The organism is Rhizobium sp. FKY42 (genome assembly GCF_005222835.1).
Lineage (GTDB): Bacteria > Pseudomonadota > Alphaproteobacteria > Rhizobiales > Rhizobiaceae > Neorhizobium.
Genome location: NZ_STGA01000045.1, coordinates 1 through 26,705 on the forward strand (window position 1 = coordinate 1; position 26,705 = coordinate 26,705).

Annotated in this window: 23 protein-coding genes and 1 pseudogene; 17 read left to right on the forward strand and 7 right to left on the reverse strand. The window is 57.6% G+C overall.

The window, feature by feature from the left end:
• Positions 1-268: 268 nt before the first annotated feature.
• Positions 269-1,156 carry a DMT family transporter gene (locus E8M78_RS17750; protein WP_137136319.1) on the reverse strand — a complete coding sequence of 296 codons (888 nt, stop codon included), beginning with the start codon at positions 1,154-1,156 and terminating at the stop codon, positions 269-271.
• A gap of 193 nt (positions 1,157-1,349) precedes the next feature.
• On the reverse strand, positions 1,350-2,444 hold the full coding sequence (locus E8M78_RS17755) for a tripartite tricarboxylate transporter permease (protein WP_246658380.1): 1,095 nt from the start codon (positions 2,442-2,444) through the stop codon (positions 1,350-1,352).
• Between E8M78_RS17755 and E8M78_RS23905 the strand changes: the two are divergent.
• Positions 2,416-2,568, forward strand: a pseudogene (locus E8M78_RS23905) (LysR substrate-binding domain-containing protein); the annotation flags it as partial. The gene E8M78_RS17755 and the pseudogene E8M78_RS23905 overlap by 29 nt on opposite strands.
• Before the next feature lie 57 nt (positions 2,569-2,625).
• On the opposite strand, the gene araD (E8M78_RS17765) reads toward E8M78_RS23905, so the two are convergent.
• Positions 2,626-4,362 carry an L-arabinonate dehydratase gene (araD, locus tag E8M78_RS17765; RefSeq protein ID WP_137136321.1) on the reverse strand — a complete coding sequence of 579 codons (1,737 nt, stop codon included), beginning with the start codon at positions 4,360-4,362 and terminating at the stop codon, positions 2,626-2,628.
• Between the two features lie 125 nt (positions 4,363-4,487).
• Here araD (E8M78_RS17765) and E8M78_RS17770 point away from each other — a divergent pair, with 125 nt between their 5' ends.
• Both E8M78_RS17770 and E8M78_RS17775 read left to right on the forward strand, forming a co-directional pair.
• A complete protein-coding gene (locus tag E8M78_RS17770; RefSeq protein ID WP_137136322.1) occupies positions 4,488-5,186 on the forward strand; it encodes a GntR family transcriptional regulator in 699 nt (232 codons plus the stop codon).
• Positions 5,187-5,239: 53 nt separating this feature from the next.
• Positions 5,240-6,019 (forward strand): aldolase/citrate lyase family protein, encoded by a 780-nt coding sequence (locus tag E8M78_RS17775; RefSeq protein ID WP_137136323.1) that lies wholly within the window; start codon positions 5,240-5,242, stop codon positions 6,017-6,019.
• A gap of 5 nt (positions 6,020-6,024) precedes the next feature.
• Here E8M78_RS17775 and E8M78_RS17780 read toward each other — a convergent pair whose 3' ends face one another.
• The 3 genes from E8M78_RS17780 to E8M78_RS17795 all read right to left on the reverse strand — a co-directional run bounded on the left by E8M78_RS17780 (position 6,025) and on the right by E8M78_RS17795 (position 8,954).
• On the reverse strand, positions 6,025-6,564 hold the full coding sequence (locus tag E8M78_RS17780) for an NUDIX hydrolase (protein ID WP_137136324.1): 540 nt from the start codon (positions 6,562-6,564) through the stop codon (positions 6,025-6,027).
• 312 nt (positions 6,565-6,876) lie between these two features.
• Positions 6,877-7,608: a histidine utilization repressor gene (hutC, locus tag E8M78_RS17790; RefSeq protein WP_137136326.1), complete on the reverse strand. Its 732-nt coding sequence runs from the start codon at positions 7,606-7,608 to the stop codon at positions 6,877-6,879.
• The gene (locus E8M78_RS17795) at positions 7,605-8,954 is read right to left on the reverse strand and encodes a formimidoylglutamate deiminase (RefSeq protein WP_137136327.1); all 1,350 of its coding nucleotides are present in this window, start codon (positions 8,952-8,954) and stop codon (positions 7,605-7,607) included. The genes hutC and E8M78_RS17795 overlap by 4 nt, the downstream gene beginning before the upstream one ends.
• Before the next feature lie 92 nt (positions 8,955-9,046).
• Between E8M78_RS17795 and hutI the strand changes: the two genes are divergently transcribed.
• From hutI to E8M78_RS17820, 5 genes are read left to right on the forward strand one after another with little or no spacing between them, the layout of a single operon-like run.
• Entirely contained in the window at positions 9,047-10,300 is a 1,254-nt protein-coding gene (hutI, locus tag E8M78_RS17800) for an imidazolonepropionase (RefSeq protein WP_137136328.1), read from the forward strand.
• Positions 10,300-11,835, forward strand: coding sequence for a histidine ammonia-lyase (gene hutH / locus E8M78_RS17805; RefSeq protein ID WP_137136329.1), 1,536 nt, complete (start codon positions 10,300-10,302; stop codon positions 11,833-11,835). The genes hutI and hutH overlap by 1 nt, the downstream gene beginning before the upstream one ends.
• A gap of 1 nt (position 11,836) precedes the next feature.
• Positions 11,837-12,637, forward strand: coding sequence for an N-formylglutamate deformylase (gene hutG, locus E8M78_RS17810; protein WP_137136330.1), 801 nt, complete (start codon positions 11,837-11,839; stop codon positions 12,635-12,637).
• Between the two features lie 12 nt (positions 12,638-12,649).
• Positions 12,650-14,323, forward strand: coding sequence for a urocanate hydratase (gene hutU, locus E8M78_RS17815; RefSeq protein ID WP_137136331.1), 1,674 nt, complete (start codon positions 12,650-12,652; stop codon positions 14,321-14,323).
• 1 nt (position 14,324) lies between these two features.
• Entirely contained in the window at positions 14,325-14,888 is a 564-nt protein-coding gene (locus E8M78_RS17820; RefSeq protein ID WP_137136332.1) for a HutD family protein, read from the forward strand.
• Here E8M78_RS17820 and E8M78_RS17825 read toward each other — a convergent pair.
• Positions 14,885-15,937, reverse strand: coding sequence for a LacI family DNA-binding transcriptional regulator (locus tag E8M78_RS17825; RefSeq protein WP_246658381.1), 1,053 nt, complete (start codon positions 15,935-15,937; stop codon positions 14,885-14,887). The genes E8M78_RS17820 and E8M78_RS17825 overlap by 4 nt on opposite strands.
• Positions 15,938-16,183: 246 nt before the next feature.
• Between E8M78_RS17825 and ugpC the strand changes: the two genes are divergently transcribed.
• The 9 genes from ugpC to E8M78_RS17870 all read left to right on the forward strand — a co-directional run bounded on the left by ugpC (position 16,184) and on the right by E8M78_RS17870 (position 26,705).
• A complete protein-coding gene (gene ugpC / locus E8M78_RS17830; RefSeq protein ID WP_137136333.1) occupies positions 16,184-17,260 on the forward strand; it encodes a sn-glycerol-3-phosphate ABC transporter ATP-binding protein UgpC in 1,077 nt (358 codons plus the stop codon).
• 57 nt (positions 17,261-17,317) lie between these two features.
• On the forward strand, positions 17,318-18,553 hold the full coding sequence (locus E8M78_RS17835; protein WP_137136334.1) for an ABC transporter substrate-binding protein: 1,236 nt from the start codon (positions 17,318-17,320) through the stop codon (positions 18,551-18,553).
• A 196-nt stretch (positions 18,554-18,749) separates the two neighbouring features.
• Complete coding sequence (locus E8M78_RS17840) at positions 18,750-19,610, forward strand: sugar ABC transporter permease (protein ID WP_246658384.1); 861 nt, start codon at positions 18,750-18,752, stop codon at positions 19,608-19,610.
• Between the two features lie 4 nt (positions 19,611-19,614).
• Positions 19,615-20,469, forward strand: a complete 855-nt coding sequence (locus E8M78_RS17845) for a carbohydrate ABC transporter permease (protein ID WP_137136335.1) — start codon at positions 19,615-19,617, stop codon at positions 20,467-20,469.
• 4 nt (positions 20,470-20,473) lie between these two features.
• Positions 20,474-22,210: an L-arabinonate dehydratase gene (araD, locus tag E8M78_RS17850; RefSeq protein WP_137136336.1), complete on the forward strand. Its 1,737-nt coding sequence runs from the start codon at positions 20,474-20,476 to the stop codon at positions 22,208-22,210.
• 12 nt (positions 22,211-22,222) lie between these two features.
• The gene (locus E8M78_RS17855) at positions 22,223-23,029 is read left to right on the forward strand and encodes an aldolase/citrate lyase family protein (protein WP_137136337.1); all 807 of its coding nucleotides are present in this window, start codon (positions 22,223-22,225) and stop codon (positions 23,027-23,029) included.
• 4 nt (positions 23,030-23,033) lie between these two features.
• Entirely contained in the window at positions 23,034-23,924 is an 891-nt protein-coding gene (locus E8M78_RS17860; RefSeq protein WP_246658382.1) for an SMP-30/gluconolactonase/LRE family protein, read from the forward strand.
• 12 nt (positions 23,925-23,936) lie between these two features.
• Positions 23,937-24,701 (forward strand): SDR family oxidoreductase, encoded by a 765-nt coding sequence (locus E8M78_RS17865; protein ID WP_137136339.1) that lies wholly within the window; start codon positions 23,937-23,939, stop codon positions 24,699-24,701.
• Positions 24,702-24,713: 12 nt separating this feature from the next.
• Positions 24,714-26,705 carry an alpha-glucosidase gene (locus E8M78_RS17870; RefSeq protein ID WP_137136340.1) on the forward strand — a complete coding sequence of 664 codons (1,992 nt, stop codon included), beginning with the start codon at positions 24,714-24,716 and terminating at the stop codon, positions 26,703-26,705.

The following is a 26,705-nucleotide window of genomic DNA, read 5'->3' on the forward strand; positions in this document are numbered from 1 at the left end:
CAAGCGACACTCTTAATGTGTTGCGTCTCTATCGGGCTCAACCTGTCGCAACCCTATTCGGCTTTGACAAACCGGGGCAGATTCCATTTTCAAATGCAACGAAGTCAATAATGGCCATGGTTTCAGGAGGATGGAATGGCCCGCTCTTTTGTGCAGTTGAGTTTGGATGAACGCCACATCATTTCGCAGATGCATGAGGAGAAAGATGAGTCAGGCTGATCTCCGATTCCTTCTCTATCGAACCGTCATAGACTGCCAAAGTTTCTTGTTAGCCGACTGACTTGAAGCGCTCACGCCTGGAGACAACATATTCTCGCCAGACGGTGAAAAGCCCTGCTCCAATGACGATGATCGATCCAAGCACTGTGTTCCAGCGGAGGATTTCGCCGAAGATCGTTGAGGCGATGACTGCACCCACGACAAGTTGCCAGTAGGAAATTGGCTGGACCAGTACAGCATCGAGATTATCGTAGGCTTTGATCAGCGAAAAATGACCAATGATGCCTGTACAGCAAAGTCCGATCATCAGTGCCCAATCCCAACCCGTGAACGGTGCCCAGTAAAACGGACCGAGTAGATTTGCACCGACGAAACCAACCAGCGTCAGATACAGGAAGCTTGTTGATGGAGGGTCTTCCCTGCTGACCAGCCTTGTGAAGAGACCATAGATCGCACCAAAAATGGCACATAATAGCGGCAAAGCGATGTAGGCGTTGAACTCACCGCCACTTGGCCAGAGCATAAGGAGAACACCTACGAGACCGATCAAAATAGCGGTCCAGCGGCGCCACCCTACCCGCTCGCCTAGGATCGGCATCGATAGCAGCGCCACGAATATGGGCCCGGCAGCGAATATGGCCTGTGATTGCGCAAGTCCTACTTTGGTGAATGCGGTGATTGAGAGAAGGATCTGAAGAAAAAGCAGAAGTCCCCGACAAATCTGAAGCACTGGATAACTGGTTCGTACAGCGCGACGAAGCCCACCTTCCGATTGCATGGCGATGAAGATCGCAAAGGCGACGAACGCCCAGTAGCGCACCATTGCGACCTGAATTGGTGAATGGGTCAGCCCAAGATGCTTCGATAAACCGTCCTGAATGGCAAAAACGGAAAACGCAAGAAAGGTAAAGCTATAGCCGAGTGGCGTAGATTTCATGATCAGAATGCAGAGGTTGGCAAGTAGTAGGCTGGCAAAAGCAGTCGGCGAACCTCACCCTCGCATCTGGCAACCTTGCACGCAACGATAATATATCAGAATACGCGAACTTTCGAGGGTGACCGTTCGGCAAGCCTGAACGAAAAGAGGCCGCCCCTTTTCGAGGGCGGCCGCTCCTTGGGAGGAGGAGCACTTATGCTTCCTTGAAAACGTCCTCGCGGTTCTTTTGCATCGAAGGGCTGACCGCTGTGACAAGCGCGATCATACCGATAGCCAACAACAGAGCCGACAACGGCGACTGGACGAAAATAAGCGGGTTCCCATCTGAAATGATCAGAGCTTGGCGCAACTTTTCTTCGAGAAGGCGACCAAGCACGAAGCCCAGAGCCAGAGGGGCAGCCTCAAAGTCCAGCCTGTGCAGCGCGTAACCGACGAAGCCGAACAGTGCCGCGAACATGACCTGCGGTCCGGGAACGATGCCTTGGATCATCATTGCGCCAACCATCAGCGCCACGACGGCTTTTGGCGGCAGGCCAAGTGTCAAGAGCGGAATGAACGACGTCTGAGCCCCGGCATTGTTGGCCGATACAGGACCGGCTACTGCGGCGGAGGCTCCATTGCCAAAATCCTGCGGGCGTTTCGAGATCCGCCTTTCAACAGCATAGCTTGCAAATGGACCCGGGATCGCGCCGTTACCGGGAAGCACTCCGAGAACTGAGTCCAAGGCCGTTCCGCGAAGAATCGGCGGGAGATTTTCGCGCAATTCCTTGAGGGTGGACCAGAGGCGACCAATCTTGCTGCGCACGACATCCCGAGCCTCCGGATCGGTTAGATTCTTGAAGATTTCGCCGAAACCAAACACGCCCATGGCCAACACGACGAATTCGATCCCATCCTGAAACACCTCAAGACCGAAGGTTATGCGTTCGCGGCCAGTTTCCATATCCGAGCCGACGCAGGACAAGAGAACGCCAACGATAATCATGGAGATTGCCTTGACGAGAGACCCTCTCGCCAGAACGACTGCCAGCACCAGCCTCAGCGCAAGTCCGGCCTGGCCGTTCTGCGCCATCTTGTGACCATCGATGGCCGTGACGACTGTCGTCGCCTCACCGGAAATATTGACCAGAATTGCAGTCGTAGAGCCACCATACTGGGCTCCATAGTAAATACCCGCCAGCATGATCAAGGAGCCGGTCGGATCCAGCGACAAGATGACAGGCAGCAGAATCGCGATGGTTGCGACAGGTCCGACCCCGGAAGACCCCTTTGTATTGGCTGCCCGCAAGGAGCACCCCCTCGCCTCTATGGAGCGAGTCGGCTGGGGTGATCTGGAACCCCTACCATCTCATCACGATTCACCGATCCAGCGTAACCGTACGCTTCTGGATACCGCGCTGGCGCGCGCTCACCGGTGGCCAAACGATCCCTCAACATGCTGATGGGCGCCTGGGCAGTCTGATCCGAGGTCAGTAAATTTCAGGTTCGCCTGCCGAACGGCCAAAACTCGTTTCCAGGAAATCGAAGTCGCAACCTTTATCGGCCTGCGTGACATGCTTGAGGAAGATATGGCCGTAGCCGCGCTCGAACCGGGGCGCAGCCGCCACCCAGGCCGCCTTCCTTCTGGCGAGTTCGCTCTCGTCCACCAGCATATCAAGGCGGCGATTGGGGAGATCGAGCCGGACAATATCTCCTGTCTTCAAAAGCGCGAGCGGGCCGCCGATATAGCTTTCAGGCGCGACATGGAGAACGCAAGCGCCATAGGATGTGCCAGACATTCTGGCATCCGAGATTCTAAGCATGTCGCGATGTCCCTGTTTGATCAGGGCCTTTGGTATCGGCAGCATGCCCCATTCCGGGAAGCCCGGACCACCGTGCGGGCCGGCATTTCGCAGCACCATCACATGGTCCGGCGTTATCTCAAGGTTCTCGTCGTCCACCGCCTTCTTCATCTCAGGATAGCTATCGAAAACCAGCGCAGGACCTTGGTGAACATGGAATTTGGGATCGCAAGCAGCAGGCTTGATGACTGCGCCATCCGGGCACAAATTGCCCCGCAACACGGCGAGCGACCCCTCCTCGTAAACAGGATTGGAGAGCGGCCGGATCACGTCTGAATTGTAGACCTTTGCACCCTCCAGGTTCTCCCCCATCGTCTTGCCGGTAACGGTGAGCGCCGATAGATCGAGGCGATTTTCCATTTGCTTCATGAGCGCCCTCAGCCCACCAGCATAGTAGAAATCCTCCATCAGGTAATCCTTCCCGGATGGGCGGACATTGGCGATAAGCGGTGTTATGCGCCCCAGAGCGTCCAGATCATCCAGCGTGAGATTGATGCCCGCGCGTCGCGCCATGGCGATGAGATGGACGACGGCATTGGTCGAACAGCCAGTCGCCATGGCCACGACGGCTGCATTGCGGCAAGCAGCCTCGGTTATGATCCGATCCGGCGTTAGATCCTCCCAGACCATTTCCACGATCCGGCGTCCACAGGCTGCCGACATGCGCTGATGCTCAGAATCGACGGCTGGAATCGAGGATGCGCCGGGAAGTGTAAGCCCCATGGCATCGGCAATGGCCGTCATCGTGGAGGCTGTGCCCATCGTCATGCAGGTTCCGGCGGAGCGGGCAATACCCCCCTGAATACCGAGCCATTCCGCATCAGAAATATTGCCTGCACGGCGCTCGTCCCAATATTTCCACGCATCTGAACCGGACCCAAGCGGCTTACCCGCATAGTTGCCACGCAGCATTGGCCCTGCTGGAAGATAGATCATCGGCACACCAGCAGAAATCGCGCCCATGACCAGACCCGGCGTGGTCTTGTCGCAACCACCCATCAGCACGACACCATCCAGTGGATGGCAGCGGATCATCTCCTCGGTCTCGATGGCGAGCAGATTGCGATAGAGCATAGAAGTCGGCTTGATAAAGCTTTCATCGACCGAAAGCGAAGGCAGTTCGACCGCAAATGCACCGGTTTGCAGGACGCCGCGCTTCACATCCTGCACACGGTCGCGAAAGTGTGCGTGGCAGGTGTTGAGTTCAGACCATGTGTTCAGAACGCCAATGATAGGGCGATTGGCGAAGTCTTCTTCCCCGTAGCCAAGCTGCATCATGCGCGAGCGGTGACCGAAGCTGCGCAAATCATCTGGTGCAAACCAGCGTGCGGACCTCAAATCTTCCGGCTTCTTCCGTTCCCGCATGGCAAATCCTCCTGATCGCTCACGGGAAAGATCCTCCACCTCACCCGTATCTACACTAATACACTAAAACATCAGTGCATCAAATTCTGTTTCGATCTATAGTCCGCTAGGCGACAGGAGGGTGCATGCCAAGGACACGAGAACCAGTTCTGGACAGATCACGCCAGGTGGCGGTGCAGGTCCTTGATATACTACGGGAACGCATCCTTTCTCTCGAGCTGGAACCGGGACAGCCTGTCTCGCGGCACACTCTCCAGAACGAATTCGCAGTCAGCCAAACGCCAGTTCGAGACGCATTGCTGCGCCTGAGGGAAGAGGGATTGATCGACATATTCCCCCAATATGCGACGCGTGTTTCGAGGGTCGATATCGGCCACGCGCGACAGGCCCAGTTTCTGAGGCTATCGATCGAAGCTGAAGCGTTGCGGCGTTTGACAGTCGAAAACCCAACGGCAATCGCCGATCAACTTGATGAACTCATTGCGCTTCAGGAGCGATTTGCCGAACGTGAAACCTATGATCGATTCGAAGAACTTGATCGGGCTTTTCATCGCGTTCTTTACCTGCAGACCGGCATTGACCGACTGTGGGATCTTGTGAGAACGCAATCCGTCCACCTTGATCGGTTACGTCGTCTGAACCTGCCGATGCCTGGGAAACTGCAGTCTCTGATCGGCGACCACAAAGCAATTGCTCAAGCGGTCAGGCGTTCTGATGTCGAAGGAGCGGTTGGGGCGTTGCGTAAGCATCTGTCAGGGACGCTGTCCATCTTAGACGAGATCCGTGCTCGATATCCAGATTATATTGTGGACTCAGCAGATTAGGACAAGCACTTTCCATCCGAAAATGCGGATCATGGGATTTGGAGAGACGTAATATGCGCGCAAACCGGATCAGGCAATTGTGGGCGGCAGGTCAACCGGTGCTCAATGGCTGGCTTTCGTTCGCTTGTCCCTTCACGGCCGAGGTCATGGCAGCGCAGGGCTATGACAGCCTGACCATCGATATGCAGCACGGCATGGTAGACTTCATGACCAGCCTTGGAATGATGCAGGCCATGAGCGCCTCCGGCGTCGTACCCATGGCCAGAGTGGCCTGGCTTGACCCTGTCGAAATCATGCGCATTCTCGATGCTGGCGCCTACGGCATCATATGTCCCATGATTGAGACGCGAGAGGATGCCGAGCGGCTGGTTTCCTACGTTCGCTATCCCCCGTCAGGCGTGCGCAGCTTTGGCCCTTCACGCGCAGTCTTTTCGGCAGGCGCGGATTATGGCGAGCGGGCAGACGAGGAAGTGCTATGTTTCGCCATGATCGAAACCCGCAAGGGCTTTGACAATATGGAAGAAATTGCCTCGACGCCGGGACTGGATGGTCTCTATATCGGTCCGGCCGACCTTGCACTAGCGCTCACTGGTCGGACCTATCGCACCGGTTTCGATCGGACCGAGCCGGAACTGATCGACGCTATATTGAAAATCCGGGAGGCCGCACATGCCGCTGGAATTCACGCAGCCCTGCACTGCGGCTCTGCATCCTATGCCGCCCAGGCGACCCGTTGGAAGTTTGATCTGCTGACCGTCAGCAATGATGTTAGGCTTCTCGCCGCTGCGGCACGTGCGAGCGTGGAAGAGTTCAGAAAGAGCGCAAAGATCTGAGCCGGTCAATCAGAAACGGACTTCCGAGGCTTTGATCGCTTGGGCTGAAACTCGACCAGAAGCGACTTCAACTCGATCTCGCGAACGCGTCGTGCCGCTTCATCCGGGCTTACCCAGGCAATGTGGCGTTCGCCCTTTTCCTTGAAATGCTCGCGCATCTCCGTCACCTCTATCTGGAAGACATCCACGACACAGGGCACGACATTTCCGTCATCGAGAAGCTTCAGATATGTGTAACGGCCCACCGGCTTCTTTCTGACATCGCCTCGAACGCCCGCCTCTTCCCATGCTTCAATGGCTGCAGCCTCATGCGGCTTCTTTTTCTTCATCGGCCAACCCTTCGGGATGACCCAGCGACCACTGTCACGTGTCGTCACAACGACGATCTCGACACTCTTCCCATCAGCGTTACGACGAAAGCAGAGAGCGGCATATTGTTGGCGGAAGGAGCCGGAGAATAACTTGTCCGGCACGCCTGCAAGCTGCTTCAGCAATGATGGTGCTTTGCTCTCCCGCAGCGTGGCGGCCTTCTTTACGGACTTCATTACTCTGGATCGGTAAGGGGATACGGGAAACCATCCATGGCTATATCCTTCTGATACATGTGTGGCGGTTGCGATCTTTGAAAGCCATTGAGCCATGATGAGCAATTGAGTTAATGCCGATGCAGGAGCATCTCCCCAAAATATCTAGAGCAAACTCAAACCTGTGTTGCTGCAAAAATGCGTTTTAAACAAACATAGTGCCGAGCAAAAACGTTGATACCGATCTCGGGCGTATCGTCAAGCAGAGAGATGAGTTCAACAAGATCACCAGAAATCAGGAATGGCCCGCACGCTTTTTCAGAGCCGGCGGTTTCAAGTTCGCTCGGCTTCGCCCGGTTCAAATCGGGCGACCAGCGTGTGACGCTCACCAGGATAGGTCAGCCTGACGGCCGTGACCGGACCATCTGCACCCCAGGTACGCCTGTGGATAACGAGGCAGGCAGTCTGCCGGGCAATGAGCAGCGTTTTCGCCAGTTCTGCATTGGCCGCAACAGCTTCGATGCGATGCTCGGCCGCATTCCACGGAACTCGACTGACCAGCCAGGGACCTGCTGCCGATCGAGAAAAATCCTCATCTGCAGCTTCCGGGACGCAAGTGAGGTTAATCAACCGGTGTTCAAGACAGAAGGGCTTGCCATCCGCCTCGTGGAGACAGACAAGGTCCAGAAGTTGTGTCTCGGGTTCGACTTCGATGCGCTGCCGATCCGCCTCGGTCGCCACTCTCCTGCTGCGAGCTAGCAGACGATAGCTGTAATGCTGCCGCAATGAGCGAACCTCTGCCTCGATGTCGTGTATCTGCAAAACGGCTGCCTGAGCCACGGGCTGCGACACGAAGCTGCCGGACTTCTTTCGACGTTCGATCATTCCGGCACGCGCAAGCTGCGTCAGCACCTTGTTTGCAGTCATGCGCGAGCAACCGTATTGCTGTGCCAGATCCACCTCGAATGGCAAACGGTGGCCAGGCGGCCACTCCCCGGACAGAATGCGATGTTCGATATCGCCAAGGATACGATTATGGAGCGTTCCGTCCTTTTCGGTTTTCATTGGCTCATCAGTTCCTGCATTGCCCGACGGAAGCGACTGCCGATCCGCTCTCGATGAATATGGCGACCCTGCTCGACCATCTTTCGACCGGCAGACCAGACACAATCCACGGCAACAGTTTCAGCAAATATCCAACTATCGAGAATTTGATCATCTGACAAATGAGGAACCGAGGATACATTCAAAGAGATAAAGTCTGCATCTGAACCGGCCTCAATCGAAGCCGCTGCATTCAACGCACTTGCTCCGCCGCGCACCGCTTCTTCAAAGAGCGCCCTGCCGGTGGAACGACCGGGATCTGTCAGCGCATTGCGGGAACGAAGCCCAAGGCGCTGCGAATATTCGAGCTGGCGAAGTTCTTGCCCAACTGAGATAAGCACATTTGAATCCGAACCGACCCCCCATCTGCCTCCAGCGGAGCGGAACCGGACGCCGTCGAAAATGCCGTCACCCAGATTTGCCTCGGTGATCGGGCAGAGACCGGCAACCGCACCCCGTTTTGCCATCTCCACTGTTTCCGCCTCCAGCATATGCGTTGCATGGATCAGGCACCAGCGATCATCAACGGGCATATTGTGCAAGAGCCATTCAACCGGCCGGGCACCCAGTGACGACTTGCAGTCTTCCACCTCCTTCACCTGCTCGGCCACATGAATGTGGATCGGTCCGTGCTCCGCCATAGGCAGAAGAGCTGTGAGCTCGTCCGGAGTTACGGCACGCAGACTGTGGGGCGCTATGCCCAGTTGGCCGCGCGGGAGCCTTCCAACCAGCGTCTTACAGGCCTCCATCTGGCGATTGAATGCCTCCAGATCATGAATGAAACGACGCTGACCTTCGTTCGGCGTTGCGCCACCGAAACCTGAATGCGCATAGAAAACCGGTAGTAAGGTCAGAGACATGCCGGTGTCCTCGCTGGCTGCGGCAATGCGTTCGGCCATTTCAGCGATGTTCGCATAGTGCTGCCCGTCTCTGTCGTGATGCAGATAGTGGAATTCACCAACACGGCTGAAGCCTGCCTCAAGCATTTCCATGTAAAGCTGAGCAGCCACCGCCTCAACCTGATCCGGACTCATCGAGAGCGCGAAACGGTACATCAAGGTGCGCCAGCTCCAGAACGAATCATCTCCCGGTCCCCTTACCTCCGCAAGCCCGGCCATGGCGCGCTGAAACGCATGACTGTGCAGGTTGGGAACCGCGGGCAGGAGCAGAGCGCACGCTTCCTCCCCACTTTGAGCGGCAACGCCAGAACTCACTGAATGAACCCGGCCATCCGCGAGCTCAATGCGCACATCGCTGGCCCAGCCCTGTGGCAAGAGTGCCCTTTTGGCGTGAATGGCAGTGCGCATCTTCAAGTCCTCCGGATCAGGTTTTTGATTTTTGTCTCTTGCGAAGAGAATTATCATGTATATACATTATAGGCAATTGGGAAGGTGGAGCCATGACGAGAAACGCAACATCAAGATCTGCGACGGGCGAGAAAATCTGGGTGAATGCCCGGATCTCCAGCATGGTCCCGCAGGCCGACGCGATCAATGATGGAGTCATCATCGTCCGGAATGGCGTGATCGAGTATGTTGGTTCCCGCGAAAACGCGCCTGCATTTGACAGTGCGGCTGCGATAGACTGCGGTGGACGCTGGATACTGCCCTCTTTCATCGATTGCCATACCCACCTCATCTATGGCGGCAACCGTGCCATGGAATTCGAAATGCGGCTGGCGGGTGCCAGCTACGAGGACATTGCCAAGGCTGGCGGCGGAATCATTTCATCCGTCAAGGCGACCCGAGCCCTCAGCGTAGAGCAGCTGGCTGATCAGGCTCTGCCGAGGCTGGATGCGCTGATTGCAGAAGGCGTATCGACCATCGAAATCAAATCCGGCTACGCGCTCACGATCGAAGGCGAGTTGAACATGTTACGCGCGGCGCGACGGCTGGCAGAGCTTCGCCCCGTCCGCGTTTTAACGACATGGCTTGCTGCACATGCAACCCCGCCGGAATATAGAGATCGCAAGGCAGATTACATCAATAAAGTCGTTCTGCCCGGTCTGCGTGCCGCCCATGCGGAAGGCTTGGTCGATGCGGTGGATGGGTTTTGTGAAGGCATCGCATTCTCGCCGGATGAAATTGCGCTTGTGTTTGATGAGGCAAAGCGTCTGGGCTTATCCGTCAAGCTGCACGCGGAGCAACTTTCGGATCTGAAGGGCGCCAGGCTGGCCGCTTCCTATGGAGCTTTGTCGGCGGATCATCTTGAATATCTTGCAGAAGATGATACCGCGCTTCTCGCACAGGCCGGCACTGTGGCCGTCCTGCTGCCCGGGGCCTTCTACACATTACGAGAAAAGCAGTTGCCGCCGGTCAACGCGCTGAGACGGGCAGGTGCCTCTATAGCGCTTGCCACAGACAGCAATCCCGGTACCTCACCCCTCACCTCATTGCTGATGACCATGAACATGGGGGCGACGCTTTTCGGCCTGACCGTCGAGGAGTGTCTGGCGGGTGTCACGCGTGAAGCAGCCAAGGCGCTTGGCCTTGCCAATGAAATCGGCACGCTCGCTGCTGGGAAGTCAGCGGATTTCACGATCTGGTCGGTCGAGCGACCAGCAGAGCTGGTCTACCGCATGGGCTTCAACCCAATTCACGCACGCATTTTTAAAGGCGAGATATTCACTTTATCGCCGACAGGAGCATTCTGATGACGATCACCCTTCAACCCGGCAGTGTAAGCCTTGCAGATCTTTCGCGCATTTACTGGAATAGCGAAAGCGCTGTGCTGGATCGCAGTTTCGATGCCCGTATTGCGAAGGCTGCCGCACGCATTGCGGCAATTGCAGCAGGTAATGAACCAGTCTACGGCATCAATACCGGTTTCGGCAAACTGGCATCCATCAAGATTGACGCAGCCGATACGGCCACGCTTCAGCGGAACCTCATCCTCTCACATTGCTGCGGCGTCGGTGCGCCGCTTCCTGAAAACATCGTCCGGCTGATCATGGCGCTGAAGCTGATCTCGCTCGGACGTGGCGCGTCTGGCGTGCGGCTGGAACTTATGCGGCTTATCGAAGGCATGCTGGAGAAAGGCGTAACGCCACTGATCCCGGAAAAGGGCTCCGTCGGCGCCTCGGGCGACCTCGCGCCGCTTGCCCATATGGCTGCGGTGATGATGGGCGAAGCGGAAGCCTCTTTTGAGGGTGAGCGCCTTTCCGGCGCGGAAGCCTTGAAACGCGCCGGTCTGACGCCAGTGGTGCTTGCCGCCAAGGAAGGCCTGGCGCTCATCAATGGTACACAGGCCTCCACGGCGCTGGCACTCGCCGGTCTTTTCCGCGCGCACCGCGCTGCACAGGCGGCGCTGATTACGGGAGCCCTCTCGACTGATGCGGCCATGGGCTCCTCCGCACCCTTCACGGAAGATATTCATACGCTGCGTGGCCACAAGGGGCAGATCGATACGGCTGCGGCCCTGCGTCGCCTGCTGGAAGGCTCCGTGATCCGGCAGAGCCATCTTGAGGGCGACGAGCGGGTTCAGGACCCCTATTGCATTCGTTGCCAGCCTCAAGTCGATGGCGCCTGCCTGGATCTGTTGCGTATGGCGGGCCGGACTCTGGAAATCGAGGCCAATGCCGTTACGGACAACCCGCTCGTGCTGTCAGACGACAGCGTCGTTTCGGGCGGCAATTTTCATGCAGAGCCGGTTGCCTTCGCAGCGGACCAGATCGCAATCGCGATTTGCGAGATCGGCGCGATTGCCCAGCGCCGCATCGCACTGCTTGTCGATCCAGCCCTGTCCTACGGTCTTCCGGCATTCTTGGCGAAAAAGCCCGGCCTGAATTCCGGTCTCATGATCGCCGAGGTCACTTCTGCCGCCCTGATGAGCGAAAACAAGCAGATGTCTCATCCGGCATCGGTCGATTCCACACCGACGTCCGCCAATCAGGAAGATCATGTTTCCATGGCCTGCCATGGTGCGCGCCGCCTGTTGCAGATGACGGACAATCTTTTCTCCATCATCGGTATCGAGGCATTGACGGCAGCGCAAGGGGTGGAGTTCCGCGCTCCGCTCATCACAAGCCCGGAACTGCTAAAGGCAATTTCTGCCCTGCGCGCTGTTGTTCCGACACTCGAGGAAGACCGCTATATGGCGCCGGATCTGGACGCAGCAGGACGGCTTGTGGCTAGCGGGGCTCTGATTGCCAGTGTCTCTGCTGGTTTGCTTCCAGAATTGGAGGCTTGAGATGGGCGTTTGTGAAATCACGCAAGGAAACTCTCCGGTCATCCTCGCCTTTCCGCACACGGGAACAGAGCTCCCCGCCGACCTTTGGGACCGCTTGAACGACAACGGCAAACTGCTGGCCGACACGGATTGGCATATTCATCACCTGTATGCGGATCTTTTGCCCAACGCGACAACGGTGCGAGCGACATTCCATCGTTACGTGATCGATGCGAACCGGGATCCATCCGGCACCAGCCTCTATCCCGGCCAGAACACGACCGATCTCGTTCCAACCACGGATTTCGATGGGCTTCCCATTTGGAAGAAGGGTGAAGAGCCGACGAACTGCGACATTCGCCTCTCGCTTGCCGATTTTCATGCACCCTATCATGCTGCCCTTGCGGCAGAAATTGAACGGGTGAAGGCAATCCACGGTGTAGCGGTTCTCTATGATTGCCACTCCATTCGCTCGAATATTCCGTTTCTGTTCGAAGGTCGTCTGCCAGACTTCAACATCGGTACGGATATGGGTCGCACCTGCGATCGACGCATTGAAGCAGCCGCCAAAGACGCCGCCGCAAATGCCGCGGGCTACACCCATGTCTTGAACGGTCGTTTCAAGGGGGGCTGGACAACACGGCATTACGGTAGGCCGGCAACGGGCATGCATGCCATCCAGATGGAACTGGCGCAGATCACCCATCTCCAAACAGAAGCGCCACCTTTCGCCTATGACCAGCAGAAGGCCGAACGGCTACGTGTGCATCTGAAGACTATTCTCACCAAAATCGAAGCCATTGCGCTTGATCTCAAGAACTGAGGGAACACGATCATGACCAACCCGCGTCACAATATTCGCGACGTGCGCGCCGCCACCGGGACAGAACTATCCGCCAAGAGCTGGATGACGGAAGCACCGCTACGCATGCTCATGAACAATCTGGACCCGGATGTCGCGGAGCGCCCGCATGACCTGGTCGTCTATGGCGGCATTGGGCGCGCGGCGCGCACCTGGAACGATTTCGACAAGATCGTCGAAACCTTGAAGACGCTGACGGAAGAAGAGACGCTCATTGTTCAATCCGGCAAGCCGGTTGGGGTATTTCGTACCCACAAGGATGCGCCTCGCGTTCTGATCGCCAACTCCAACCTTGTGCCACACTGGGCCACCTGGGACCATTTCAACGAACTGGATAAGAAGGGTCTCGCCATGTACGGCCAGATGACCGCCGGCTCGTGGATCTATATCGGCACCCAAGGCATCGTGCAGGGCACCTACGAGACCTTCGTGGAAGCCGGGCGCCAGCACTATAACGGCAACCTGAAAGGCAAGTGGATCCTGACCGGTGGTCTCGGCGGCATGGGCGGCGCGCAGCCGCTGGCCGCCGTCATGGCAGGCGCATGCTGCCTTGCTGTCGAATGCGATGAGACCCGCATAGATTTCCGCCTGCGCACACGCTATGTCGACGCCAAGGCGCACACGCTGGATGAAGCGCTGGCCCTGATCGATCAGTGGACCAAGGCAGGCGAAGCAAAATCCGTCGGTCTTCTCGGCAATGCCGCGGACATTTTCCCGGAACTGGTACGTCGCGGCGTAAAGCCGGACATCGTAACGGACCAGACCTCAGCGCATGACCCGATCCACGGCTATCTCCCCGCTGGCTGGACGGTCGCTGAATGGCGGGCAAAGCAGGAAAGCGATCCCAAAGCCGTCGAGGCGGCCGCCCGCGCTTCGATGAAGGTGCATGTGCAGGCAATGGTCGATTTCTGGAACATGGGCATCCCGACACTGGATTATGGCAACAACATCCGTCAGGTTGCGAAAGAAGAAGGTTTCGAGAATGCTTTTGCCTTCCCCGGCTTCGTTCCTGCCTATATCCGCCCGCTGTTTTGCCGCGGTATCGGTCCCTTCCGCTGGGCCGCCCTCTCAGGCGATCCGGAAGATATCTACAAAACCGATGCCAAGGTGAAGGAACTTCTTCCGGACAACAAGCACCTGCACAACTGGCTGGACATGGCGCGTGAGCGCATTGCATTCCAGGGCTTGCCTGCCCGTATTTGCTGGGTTGGCCTTGGAGATCGCCATAAGCTGGGCCTTGCTTTCAACGACATGGTGCGCAATGGCGAGTTGAAGGCGCCGGTCGTTATTGGACGCGACCATCTCGACTCAGGGTCAGTTTCTTCGCCAAACCGTGAGACGGAAGCGATGAAGGACGGGTCTGACGCCGTTTCAGACTGGCCGCTGCTGAATGCCCTTCTCAATTGCGCTTCCGGTGCGACCTGGGTATCGCTGCATCATGGTGGTGGCGTAGGCATGGGCTTCAGCCAGCATTCCGGCATGGTGATCTGCGCTGATGGCACGGATGACGCGGCCCGCAGATTGGAGCGCGTACTGTGGAACGATCCCGCAACCGGCGTCATGCGTCATGCGGATGCGGGCTACGATATCGCGCTCGACTGCGCGACTGAGAAGGGCCTGCGCTTGCCCGGAATTCTGGGCAACTGAGATGAGGATCTTCAAGGCTGCCGACTACAAGCGCATGCCCTGGAAGAACGGTGGCGGGGAGACGGCGGAAATCGCCGTCTTTCCCAAAGATGCAAGTCTCGCCGATTTCGAGTGGCGTATCAGCATGGCAACGGTTGCCAGCGACGGCCCGTTTTCTTCCTTCGCGGAAATCGACCGGACGCTGACCATTCTGTCCGGCGAGGGCATGGAGCTTGAGATTGACAGGGAAAGGCTGGCTCTCACTCATGCTTCCCTGCCCCACCACTTTCCGGCGGATGTTGCGACATCGGCGAGATTGCTGGGGGGAACGGTCATAGATCTCAACGTCATGACCCGACGCAACAAGTGTACGCATCGGGTAGAGCGCCTGAAGCTTCCCTACATCGGGCGTCGCAACGAGGCGACAGAGTTCATCTTTTGCTCTTCCGGAAATGTAGTCGTCGAGCTGGAGATCGGTCGCTTCGAACTGCAAACTTTCGATTGCGCCGCAATTCCGCTGGAGAGCACACTTCTTTCCGTCAGCGGCTCAGGGTCTGCGCTCCGGATAGAGATCCAGACGCTTTAGCTGCTCCGACGGTGAAGCAGGGTAAAGCGGGTATCGATGGAGATCTGTGGTTCCGGCTCCTTGCCCGCCATGTGTTCGATGATGAGCCGTGCAGCCTCACGCCCGATCAGATCGCCGGATGGACGGATTGTCGTCAACGGAGGATTGCATGCTGCGCTGAAGCTCAGATCGCCAAATCCAACGATAGACAGCCGCCCCGGCACGCTGATCGAGGATCGTTCGCATTCGAACAATGCGCCGAGCGCAACGTGATCGTTCGAGCAGGCAACTCCGTCGAGTTGGGGTAAAGCTTGCAGTGCTTCCGATAGCAGCATTCCGCCCACCTCGGCTGAGGCGGCGGCGGGATGCTGGATGACGTCAACGGTGACGCCCGCGATTTTTGCCGTTTCGACAAAGCCATCGCAACGCTGCTTTGCGCGCTTGTCTTCGTGAAGGCGTGCACCAAGATAGGCCAGGTTGCGCCGACCCTGCTGTATCAGATGTTTTGCGGCTGCCGCTCCAACCTGATCGTGATGGAAACCGATGGCGGCATCAATTTGCTGCCCTCCCAGTTCCCAGATCTCGATCACTGGAACACTGGCCTTCTGCAGCATGCGCCGGGTCGCATCGCTGTGGGACAGTCCGGTGAGAACGATCGCCGCGGGCGCCCAGGACAGTGCTGTCTTGACCAGCTCTTCCTCTTCTCGCTCGTCATACTCGGTATGACCCAGAATCAATTGCAGCTTCTCCTTGCGCAGGATGTTCTGCATAGCCGCGACCGTTTCGGCAAAAAAGGCGTTGCGCACCGATGGCACAATGATACTCACTGCACGCGACGATGCTGCCGCCAGTCCTCCGGCCACGAGGTTGGGGACGTAGTTAAGCTTCTCGATAGCGCGTGCTATCGTGCTGCCAGCACTGGCGGACACGGCTTCCGGGCGGCGCAGATAAAGCGAAACCGTCGACGGCGATACCTGTGCAAACTCCGCCACGTCCATCATGGTGACGCTCTGCATCTTGCGGCGACGCCGCTGCGGACGCTCTGCTTCCCCTTTGGTTTGATCCGCCATATCTCCTCCTATACAGCGCTGCGATCGACAAAATCGCATTCTAGGAACTCTGCGATCACCGCGCCAAAATCGCAGCTTATTACCTGTATTGCAACATTTTTTTGATTTGTATGGTGCGTAAGCATGCATAGTTTATCAACATCCGAAAGAAAAAATCCCGCAGGCATTGCATTTGTCAATCGTAGCGCTATGATTGCAAAAAATTTGCAGTATGCGGCGTCCATATGATGCCGCCGGGAGGAATACATGGCGTCTGTCAGCCTTCGCAAGCTCGAAAAGAGCTACGGTGCGCTCCGCATCGTCAAAGGTATCGATCTTGAGATTCAGGATGGTGAGTTCGTTGTATTCGTCGGGCCGTCCGGGTGCGGCAAATCGACGACGCTGCGCATGGTTGCGGGCCTGGAATCGATCAGCGATGGCGAGATTCGTATCGGTGAGCGGGTGGTCAACAAGCTTGCCCCCCGTGAGCGCGATATAGCGATGGTCTTTCAGGACTACGCCCTTTACCCGCACAAGACGGTGCGCGAAAACATGGGCTTCAGCCTCAAGGTGCGCGGTGTCTCGATGAAAGATGCCGAAGGCCGCATCAATGAAGCAGCGGAAATGTTGGGCATTGCGCATCTGCTGGAGCGCCGTCCGGGTCAGCTCTCGGGTGGTCAGCGCCAGCGTGTTGCCATGGGCCGCGCAATCGTGCGCCGTCCACAGGTCTTCCTGTTCGATGAGCCGCTGTCAAATCTCGACGCCAAACTGCGCGGCCAGGTTCGCACCGAAATCAAACGCCTACACCAGCAGATCGGCACGACCATTATTTACGTCACGCACGATCAGGTCGAAGCCATGACCTTGGCCGACCGCATTGTGATCCTGAAGGGTGGCGATATCGAGCAGGTCGGCACCCCAGATGAGGTCTACAACAAGCCACAGAGTGTTTTCGTCGGCGGTTTCGTGGGCTCCCCTGCCATGAATTTTGCCAAGGCGAAGGTTCAGGGCGGCGCGCTGGCTTTCGCAAGCGGTGATCGTTTACCTTTGTCGGCGCTTGCATCAACAAGGCAGGGACTTGCCGATGGGCGGGATGTGATCGTCGGCATTCGTCCGGAACATTTCGTCACTTATGCCGATCCAGCGATGACATTGGCGGCCAAGGTACAGGTCGTCGAGCCGCTCGGCTCCGATACGCTGGTGCACTTCGCCATCGGTGGAGAGATGCTGACCGCTCGGATGCCGCCAGAAATGCGACCTGAAGTGGGCTCCGAGCTACGCCTTGGCCTTGATCCGACCAAGGTTCATCTCTTCGATGCCGTGACCGAACGCGCCATCGCTTGACACTCCTGCGGGGGAGTTTCCACACCCGCACAGAAAAAGTCGTTTGGGAGAGAGAATATGAACATCAAGCCAATCGTCGGCGCGCTTTTGTCCGCCACTGTCCTTGGTTTTTCGGCGCCTGCCTTTGCTGATACCGAGCTGAAGGTCTACATTTCCAGCCAGCATCAGCCGCAGGTATGGCGCAAAGTTCTGGATCAGTTCGAAGCGGCGAACCCCGGCACCAAGGTCGCCATCGAAACCGGCGGTAACACCTCCGAGGCGCAGGCACAGTATCTGAACACCATCATGTCCGCGAAGGATTCTTCGCTCGACGTTCTGATCCTAGATGTCATTCGTCCGGCTCAGTTCGCTGCTGCAGGCTGGACCAGCCCTTTTACCGGCAAGGACATGTCTGTCTATCTTCCGGCCTACGCAGAAGCGAATACGGTCGACGGCAAGGTTGTCGCCCTGCCCGCATTTGCCGATTCCATGTTCCTTTATTACCGCAAGGATCTGCTGGAGAAGCATGGCGTACAGCCGCCCAAGACCTGGGATGAGCTGAAGGCCGCCGTCAAGAAGATCAATGGCGCGGAAAACAACCCGGATCTGCAGGGTCTTTCCTTCCAGGGCAAGGCAATCGAAGGCGCGGTCTGCACCTTCCTGTTGCCCTACTGGAGCCAGGGCAAGAACCTGGTCGACAATGGCAAGCTGACCTTCGACAAGGATGCCGCCGTGAAGTCCCTCAAGCTCTGGAAGAGCTTCGTGGATGAAGGCGTTTCCAAGAAGAACATTGCCGAAGTTGCGACAGATGACACCCGCAAGGAGTTCCAGGCAGGCAATGTCGTGTTCGCGGTCAACTGGTCCTACGCATGGGCGCAGTCGCAAAGCAAGGATTCCGCAGTGGCTGGCAAGGTCGGGGTAACCCGTTTGCCCGCGGTGACCGGCGGCGAGTCCGCGACCTGCCTCGGAGGTTGGGAATGGGGCGTTTCCGCCTATTCCAAGAACCAGGACGCTGCCAAAAAGCTGGTCGAGTACCTCTCCAGCAAGGATGCTTCCAAGTACATGGCAGCGAACGGTTCGCTGCTCCCGACCTATGCTTCGCTCTATCAGGATGCAGACGTGCTAAAGGCCGCTCCCTGGTTTGCTGACGCCAAGCAGGTCGTCGAGACCGCAAAGCCACGCCCGGTTACGCCACGCTATAACGAAGTGAGCGAAGTCATTCGCACGACCGTAAACGCGGTTCTGGCCGGCGTGACGACACCGGAAGATGGCGCTGCACAGATCGAAGCGCGCCTGCGCCGTATCCTTCGCTGATCAGCACATAACATCTGGAGGGGGCAGATTGCCCTGCCCTCTCCCTTGATCCTGCAATGAGATCCACTGGTTGATCCTGCAGGAAGATCTTTTCTCGCCGATGAAAATCGCAGGAGTTGCCACGGTGACCACTCAAACCATTGCCACGTCTGACCGGATCGAAAAGGCACAGCCCGGCTGGGTGAAGCTCCTGGACATGAGCGATCGCGCACTGGCTGTTCTGCTCTTGACGCCTGCCGCGGTTCTGCTGGCGCTGATCATCGTCTATCCGGTTCTGCGGCTTGGCTATACCAGCTTCTTCAGCCTCTCGCTGACATCCGGTCTTCCGGCGGAATTCGTTGGCTTCGAAAACTATCAACTGATGTTCACGGATCCGGTTTTCTGGGAAACGACCTGGAATACGGTTCTGATAACGTTGATTACTGTTCCAGGTGCCCTGATCGTTGGAATGGCTCTGGCATTGCTCGCCAATCTGCCCTTCGGTGTTCAGTGGCCGGTTCGCCTGTCGCTCCTCATTCCGTGGGCGCTGCCACTCTCCTTCGCCGGTCTGATTTTCGCGTGGTTCTTTCATTCTGAATATGGCGTCGTGAATGATGTTCTGGCCCGCTTCGGTATTCAGGGCGTCATTTGGTTCAATTCGCCGAACCTTGCGTTTGCCGCCATCTGTCTCACCATTATCTGGAAGACCTCATCCTTCATGGCGCTGATCATTCTGGCAGGCCTGCAAACCATCCCGCGCTCGCTCTATGAAGCGGCAGATGTGGACGGTGCCGGACGCATTCGCCAGTTCTTGGAGATCACGCTGCCGCTGCTGAAGCCAGCGATCGTTGTTGCGCTTATCTTCCGCACGATCACAGCACTGCAAACCTTTGATATTCCCTACATGATGACTGGCGGCGGTCCCGGCACCTCTACTTCGACGCTTGCAATGTACATCCACCAGAACACGGTCTCATTCCTTGATCTGGGTTATGGCTCGGCTCTGGCTGTTGTCATGTTCGCGCTCTCCATGTGCGTGACCGCCGTCTATCTCCGCATCATCCGGACCAAGGAGTAAAACCATGAGCCAAGTTGCATCTTTCGGCTCGACATCGTTCTTCTCCGGAAAGCCGTTGCGCTTCATTGCGGCCTCGATTCTTCTCGTCAACGGCATGTTTCCAGCACTCTGGATTCTGTTCACATCGCTGAAGACAGAAGCGGAACTGACCGTGAAGCCGATCACCTGGCTTCCACACCAGCCGACGCTCGCGAACTACATCCAAGCCTTCTCGGATCAGCCGCTGCACATCTTCCTCTTCAACAGCTTCATGGTGGCGCTTCTCTCGACCTGCTTGACGCTGCTGGTATCGGTTCTCGCGGCTTATGCGCTTGCCCGCTTGAACCTGAAGTATCGCGGGCTGATACTTTCGCTGATCATTGCGGTTTCGACATTCCCGCTGGTTACCTTGCTGGTGCCTTTGTTCGAAATCATGCGCGCCTTGAACCTGCTCAACAGCTGGATCGCGCTGATCCTCCCCTACACGGTTCTATCGCTGCCGGTTTGCACGCTGATGCTCGTCTCTTTCTTTGAAGGCATTCCGCGCGATCTGGAAAACGCCGCCATGATTGATGGCTGCACACGTATGGGTGCGCTGTTCAAGGTGGTCGTGCCGCTTTGCGCCCCCGGTGTCTTCACGGCTGGCATTCTTGCCTTCGTCAATGCCTGGGATGAGTTCTTGCTGGCCTTGTCCTTCAATTCCAACCCGGCGCTTCGCACGCTGCCGGTCGGTATTCAGCTTTATCAGGGTGAATTCGCCTTCCCTTGGCCGGTTATATCGGCGGCGTTGGTGGTCGGCATCGTACCCGTGGCGATCCTCATCGTCATCTTCCAGGAACGTGTCGTTTCCGGTCTGACCGCAGGCGGCATCAAGGGATAACCAGATGACCACAAGAAAAGAATTGTCCGAACTGCGCAGCCAGCGCTGGTTCGCGTCCGATGACATGCGAGGCTTTGCACACCGCCAGCGTACCCAGCAGATGGGCATGCGCCGCGAAGAGTTCATGGGCCGGCCCGTTATCGGCATCATCAACACCTGGAGCGAAATGAGCCCGTGTCATTCGCACCTGCGTGACCGCGCCGAAGCGGTGAAGCGCGGAGTCTGGCAGGCAGGCGGTTATCCGGTCGAAATGCCAGCCCTTTCGGTCGGCGAAGTCATGGTGAAGCCCACCACCATGCTCTACCGCAACTTCCTCGCCATGGAATGCGAGGAACTACTGCGCTCGCATCCCATCGATGGGGCCGTGCTTCTCGGCGGCTGTGACAAATCCACGCCCGGCCTGCTGATGGGCGCATTCTCGATGGATATTCCGGTGATCTACTGCCCGGCGGGGCCCATGTCGAACGGCCAGTGGCGCGGCATCAAGACCGGTGCGGGAACGCACACAAAGAAGTACTGGGACGAACTGCGCGCCGGAAACATCACCAAGGATGACTGGGTGGATCTCGAAAGCCGGATGACCCGCTCTGCCGGGACCTGCAATACGATCGGCACAGCTTCCACCATGACATCAATTGCCGATGCCATGGGCATGACGCTTTCGGGTGCCTCGTCCATTCCCGCAACCGATAGCGGCCATCCACGAATGGCTTCGCTCTGCGGCACGCGCATTGTGGAAATGGTCTGGGAGGATCTGAAACCGTCCGACATTCTCAACAAGGCAAGTTTCGAAAACGGCCTGGTGGCCTATATGGCGCTGGGCGGATCGACGAATGCCGCCGTTCATCTGGTCGCGATGGCGCGGCGCGCTGGCGTAGACCTGACGTTGGATGACATGTCTGCCATGGCGGCAAAGGTTCCGGTTGCGGCAAACGTCTTTCCGTCAGGTGAGTATCTGATGGAAGACTTTTATTTCGCAGGTGGTCTGAACGCGCTGCTTAGAAAATTCTCCCATCACCTCGATCTTTCGCGACCTACGGTGAACGGTAAGACGATTGGTGAAAACATCGCTAATACTGACTGCTGGAACGACGATATTATCCGCGACGAAAGCAATCCGGTCGTTCCGCTTTCGAAGGGCAAGACACTGGAAGTGCTGCGTGGCAATCTCGCGCCCAACGGAGCGGTGATGAAATCGTCTGCCGCCAACCCGAAGTTCCTCAAGCATGTTGGCCCAGCGATCGTATTTGACGATCCGGCGACGATGAACAAAACGCTGGACCGGGATGATGTCGAGGTGACGGAAGACACCGTCATTATTCTGCGCAATGCAGGGCCTGTCGGCGCGCCCGGAATGCCGGAATGGGGCAATCTTCCCATTCCGAAAAAGCTTTTGAAACAGGGTGTTCGGGACATGGTGCGCATCTGCGACGGGCGCATGAGCGGCACGCATTACGGCACATGTATCCTGCATGTTTCGCCGGAAGCAGCCGTTGGCGGACCTCTTGCACTCGTCAAGACCGGCGACCTCATCGAGTTGGATGTGGTGGCCGGCACGATCAACATGAAGGTGAGCGACGAGGAACTGGCGGCGCGGCGGGCAGATTGGAAGCCTACGGCCCGCATTTACGAGCGCTCCTTCGCCGCTCTTTACCAGCAACACGTCAGCCAGGCCGACCAGGGCTGTGATTTTGATTTCCTCAGCGGGTCGGCCAAGGTGCCGGATCCGGTGATCTTCTAAAGGACGAGCCCTATGAGCACGCTGAACCCCTTTAAATCCTGGCTGTCCGACAAGAACCGTGCAACGCCGCTCGGCACCTGGCTGATGGCAGCCGCACCCGCCAGCGCCGAGGCTCTCGGCTATACGGGGTTCGACTTTCTGGTCGTGGACATGGAGCATGTACCGATCGAGGTTTCGGATCTGGCCCACATCCTGCGTGCCATTGGCTGTACCCCTGCAGATGCTGTTGTGCGTCTCGCATGGAATGATCAGGTTCTCGTCAAGCGCTGCATGGATGCCGGTGCCCGCACCGTGATGCTGCCCTTCGTCCAGACTGCCGAGGAGGCGAAGGCGGCCGCTGCATACACCCGCTATCCTCCTCACGGCATTCGCGGGGTGGCCGCCGTTCATCGCGGTTCGAAGTTTGGTACCATCCCGAACTATCTCAAAAACGCCAATAACGATGTCTGCACGATCGTGCAGTTGGAAACGCCCGAAGCCATTGAGCGGCTTCCGGAAATTGCAGCTGTCGAAGGCATCGACGCCCTCTTTGTCGGTCCGGGCGATCTGTCCGCAGCCATGGGCCATATCGGGAATATCGCGCACCCGGAGGTTCAGGCACTGATCGAAAAGGCCGCCAAGGATGCGCACGCCGCTGGAAAGCCCGTTGGCATTGTTGGCCCGAACCCGGATATGGTGAAGCGCTTCATCGGCTACGGTTATAATTACGCGGCCATTGCCTCCGACATCGCAATGATGACAGGCCGCGCCAATGACTGGCTGGGACAGATGAAGGGCGACGATAAACCTGCTGCACCTGCCCCGACTGTAGCCTACTGAGGGAATGCACGTGACAGCCGCTTTCGACCTCGTTCTCGATGCAAAGACCGCGCTGGGCGAATGCCCTCTTTGGTCGGTCGCCGATCAGGTGCTTTATTTCGTGGATATCAAGAAAAACCGCATTCATAGGTTCGATCCTGCTGATAGTTCGCTCGACACCATCGAATTGCCGGAAGAGGTTGGCTGTATCGGATTGGCTCAGGGCGGCGGCCTTGTCGCAGGCTTGCGCTCCGGCATCTGGCTGATTTCGCAGGACGGCCAGTTTACGCGTAAACTGGCGGATAATCCGGAAGACCAAACGATCAGCCGCTTCAACGACGGCATGGTGGATCCAGCCGGTCGCTTCATTGCGGGTACCGTGGACGAAACGCGCGCACGCGGGATTGCCAGCCTCTATCGTTACGATCACCGTGGCTTGGAGAAGCTGGCGACCAACCTGTTTACCTCGAACGGCGTGGCCTTTTCGCCGGATGGAACGCGGCTTTATCACTCCGATACGCTACGCTACTCGCTTTATACCTACGATTATGACGTGGCGACCGGCGCTGCGACCAACCGAAACTTGTTTGCCAAGTTCGGCTCCGATACCGACAAGGGACGACCAGACGGTGGCGCGGTTGATGCGGAAGGCTGCTACTGGACCGCCCTATTCGAAGGTGGGCGCGTTCATCGCTATTCTCCGCAAGGAGAGCTTCTGGCGGAGTATCCGGTGCCTGCGAAATGCCCAACAATGGTGACGTTCGGTGGCGCAGACCTTCGCACACTCTATTGCACCAGCGCCAGCATTGACCGCCCCGCTGAGGAACTGGCCGAGTTTCCGCTTTCTGGCGCAGTATTCGCGATGCGCACAGTAGTACCAGGGCTCGCAAAGCCCCTCTTCAATCCCGACGTTTGAGAATGCACTGACATGTCCGTTTCCTACGATTCCGTTCTCTACCGCTCCCTTGAAAATCGCCATGTGCTGATCACAGGCGGCGCTTCCGGCATTGGCGAGGAGATGGTCAAGGCCTACCGTGCGCAGGGTGCGCGCGTTTCGTTCATCGATATCGACGAAGCGGCAGGGACAGCAACCGCACAGGCGACAGGTTCAAGCTTCTTCGCCTGCGATCTCACCGATATTGCCTCGCTCCGGGAGACGGTAGCGCGGATCGAGAAGGACCGCGGGCCGGTCAACGTGCTGTTAAACAACGCCGGCAAGGACGATCGCCACGCAATGGATGAGGTGGAGCCTGAATACTGGCGTCGCGCCTTGTCCCTCAACCTCGATCATCAGTTCTTCATGACGCAGGCGGTCACGAAAGGCATGAGCGCGAATGGCGGCGGTTCCGTTATCATGTTTGGTTCAATTTCCTGGATGCGCGGGCGTCCGGGCATGATCGGCTATACGACGTCCAAGGCGGCCATCAATGGTATGACCAAGACGCTGGCGCGCGAACTTGGCCCTTGTGGCATTCGCGTCAACTGCCTTGTGCCCGGTGCGATTGTGACGGAACGGCAGTTGAAGCTCTGGACCAGTCCGGAGCAGAACCAGCAATTCATCGATCTTCAGGCATTGAAATTCCGTCTCGACGCCAGCCATGTGGCTCGCCTTGCTTTGTTCCTCGGCTCGGATGAAAGCAATGGGTGCACCGGTGCAAATTTCGTCATCGACGCTGGCCTGACCCAGAACTAAGGACAATCGACCATGCAGATCAATATCATCCCCGGCGGCTTCAGCATCAGCCTGAATGGTCTGGAAATCCTGCGGCACACGGCGGCTTCTCCTGCCGTTTTCGTCGGTCAGGGTAAAGAGCGGATGGATATGTACCGTGGCAATTTCGATATCGAAGATTATGTGGTTGAGCGCACGCCACTTGCCCATGCGGTCGTGACTGGAGAGCGGATCGAGCTTTCCAGTGCGGATGGTCTTCCCTCCCGCTTCGCAATGACCGTTTCGGGCGATCATCTCGCAACCGAAGCTTTGGATGCCACCATCAATCGCGTATGGCTGCGCGTTCTTGCCGAAAAGGACGAACATGTCTGGGGCGGCGGCGAGCAGATGTCGTATTTCGATATGCGTGGCCGGAAGTTCCCGCTCTGGACATCAGAGCCCGGCGTAGGTCGCGACAAATCGACCGAAATCACCTTCAAGGCGGATGTAACCGGTAAATCCGGCGGTGACTATTACAACACCAATTACCCGCAACCGACCTACATCTCTTCGCGCAAATACGCACTGCATGTCGAAACGACCGCCTATTCGGTCTTTGATTTCCGCCGCGACGGCTTCCACGAAATTGAGATCTGGGCCGTGCCCGAGCGTCTCGAATTCTTCTCGGCCTCGACGTTCATCGATCTGGTCGGACAGCTCTCCAACCGTTTTGGGCGCCAGCCAACACTGCCGGATTGGGTCTATGGCGGTGCTATCCTCGGCCTGAAGGATGGCGAGAACTCCTTTGCTCGCATGGAGAAAATGCGCGAAGCGGGCGTGAAGGTCTCCGGTCTCTGGTGCGAGGATTGGGTTGGTCTGCGTCATACCTCTTTCGGTGCACGTCTCTTCTGGGATTGGCAGGCCAACGAGGCACGCTACCCCAACCTGCGCCAGAAGATTGCCGAACTCAACGGTAGCGGCGTACGCTTCCTGGGCTACGTGAACCCCTATCTCTGTGTTGATGGCCCGCTGTTTCCTATTGCGGACGCCAAGGGTTACTTCGCCAAGGATGAGCACGGCAAGACGGCGCTCGTCGACTTCGGCGAGTTCGATTGCGGCGTGGTGGACTTCACCAATCCGGATGCTGCCGACTGGTTTGCCGAAGAGGTTATCGGCAAGAACATGCTGGATTACGGCCTCTCCGGCTGGATGGCGGACTTTGGCGAATATCTGCCAATCGATGTGAAACTTTCAAACGATATCGATGCCAAGCTCATGCACAATGCCTGGCCAACGCTGTGGGCGGAAGTGAATGCGAAGGCTGTCGCAAGCCGCGGCAAGACGGGCGAAACGCTTTTCTTCATGCGTGCAGGCTTTACCGGCGTTCAGGCCCACTGCCCGCTTCTGTGGGGTGGCGACCAATCCGTCGATTTCACCCGCCATGATGGACTTGTCACCGTCATCTGCGGCGCGCTCTCGTCCGGTCTGCTCGGAAACGCCTATCATCATTCGGATATCGGGGGTTACACCAGCCTTTTCGGTAATGTCCGCACGCCGGAACTCATCATGCGCTGGGCGGAGATGGCTGCCTTCACGCCGGTCATGCGCAGCCATGAGGGCAACCGTCCGAAGGACAACCTGCAGATCGATCAGGATGCTGAAGTCCTTTCGCATTTCGCACGGATGACATCGATCTACGTGCATCTTGCGCCCTACCTCAAGGAACTTTCCGAAGAGGCGGCCAGCACGGGCCTTCCGGTCCAGCGTCCATTGTTTCTGCACCACGAGGATGATCGTACCACCTACGCCATTCAGGACGCATACCTGTATGGGCGTGATCTGCTGGTTGCCCCGGTTTGGCAGGCGGGTCAGGAAGAGCGTGAAGTCTATCTCCCACAGGGCGAAACCTGGATTCACGTTTGGACTGGCGCGGCTCATATCGGTGGCGAGATGGTCACCGTGCCTGCTCCGCTTGGCCAGCCGCCCGTCTTCTACCGCCAAGGCGCTGCGCGTGAAGCGCTGTTCCAATCGATCAAGGCAGTCTGA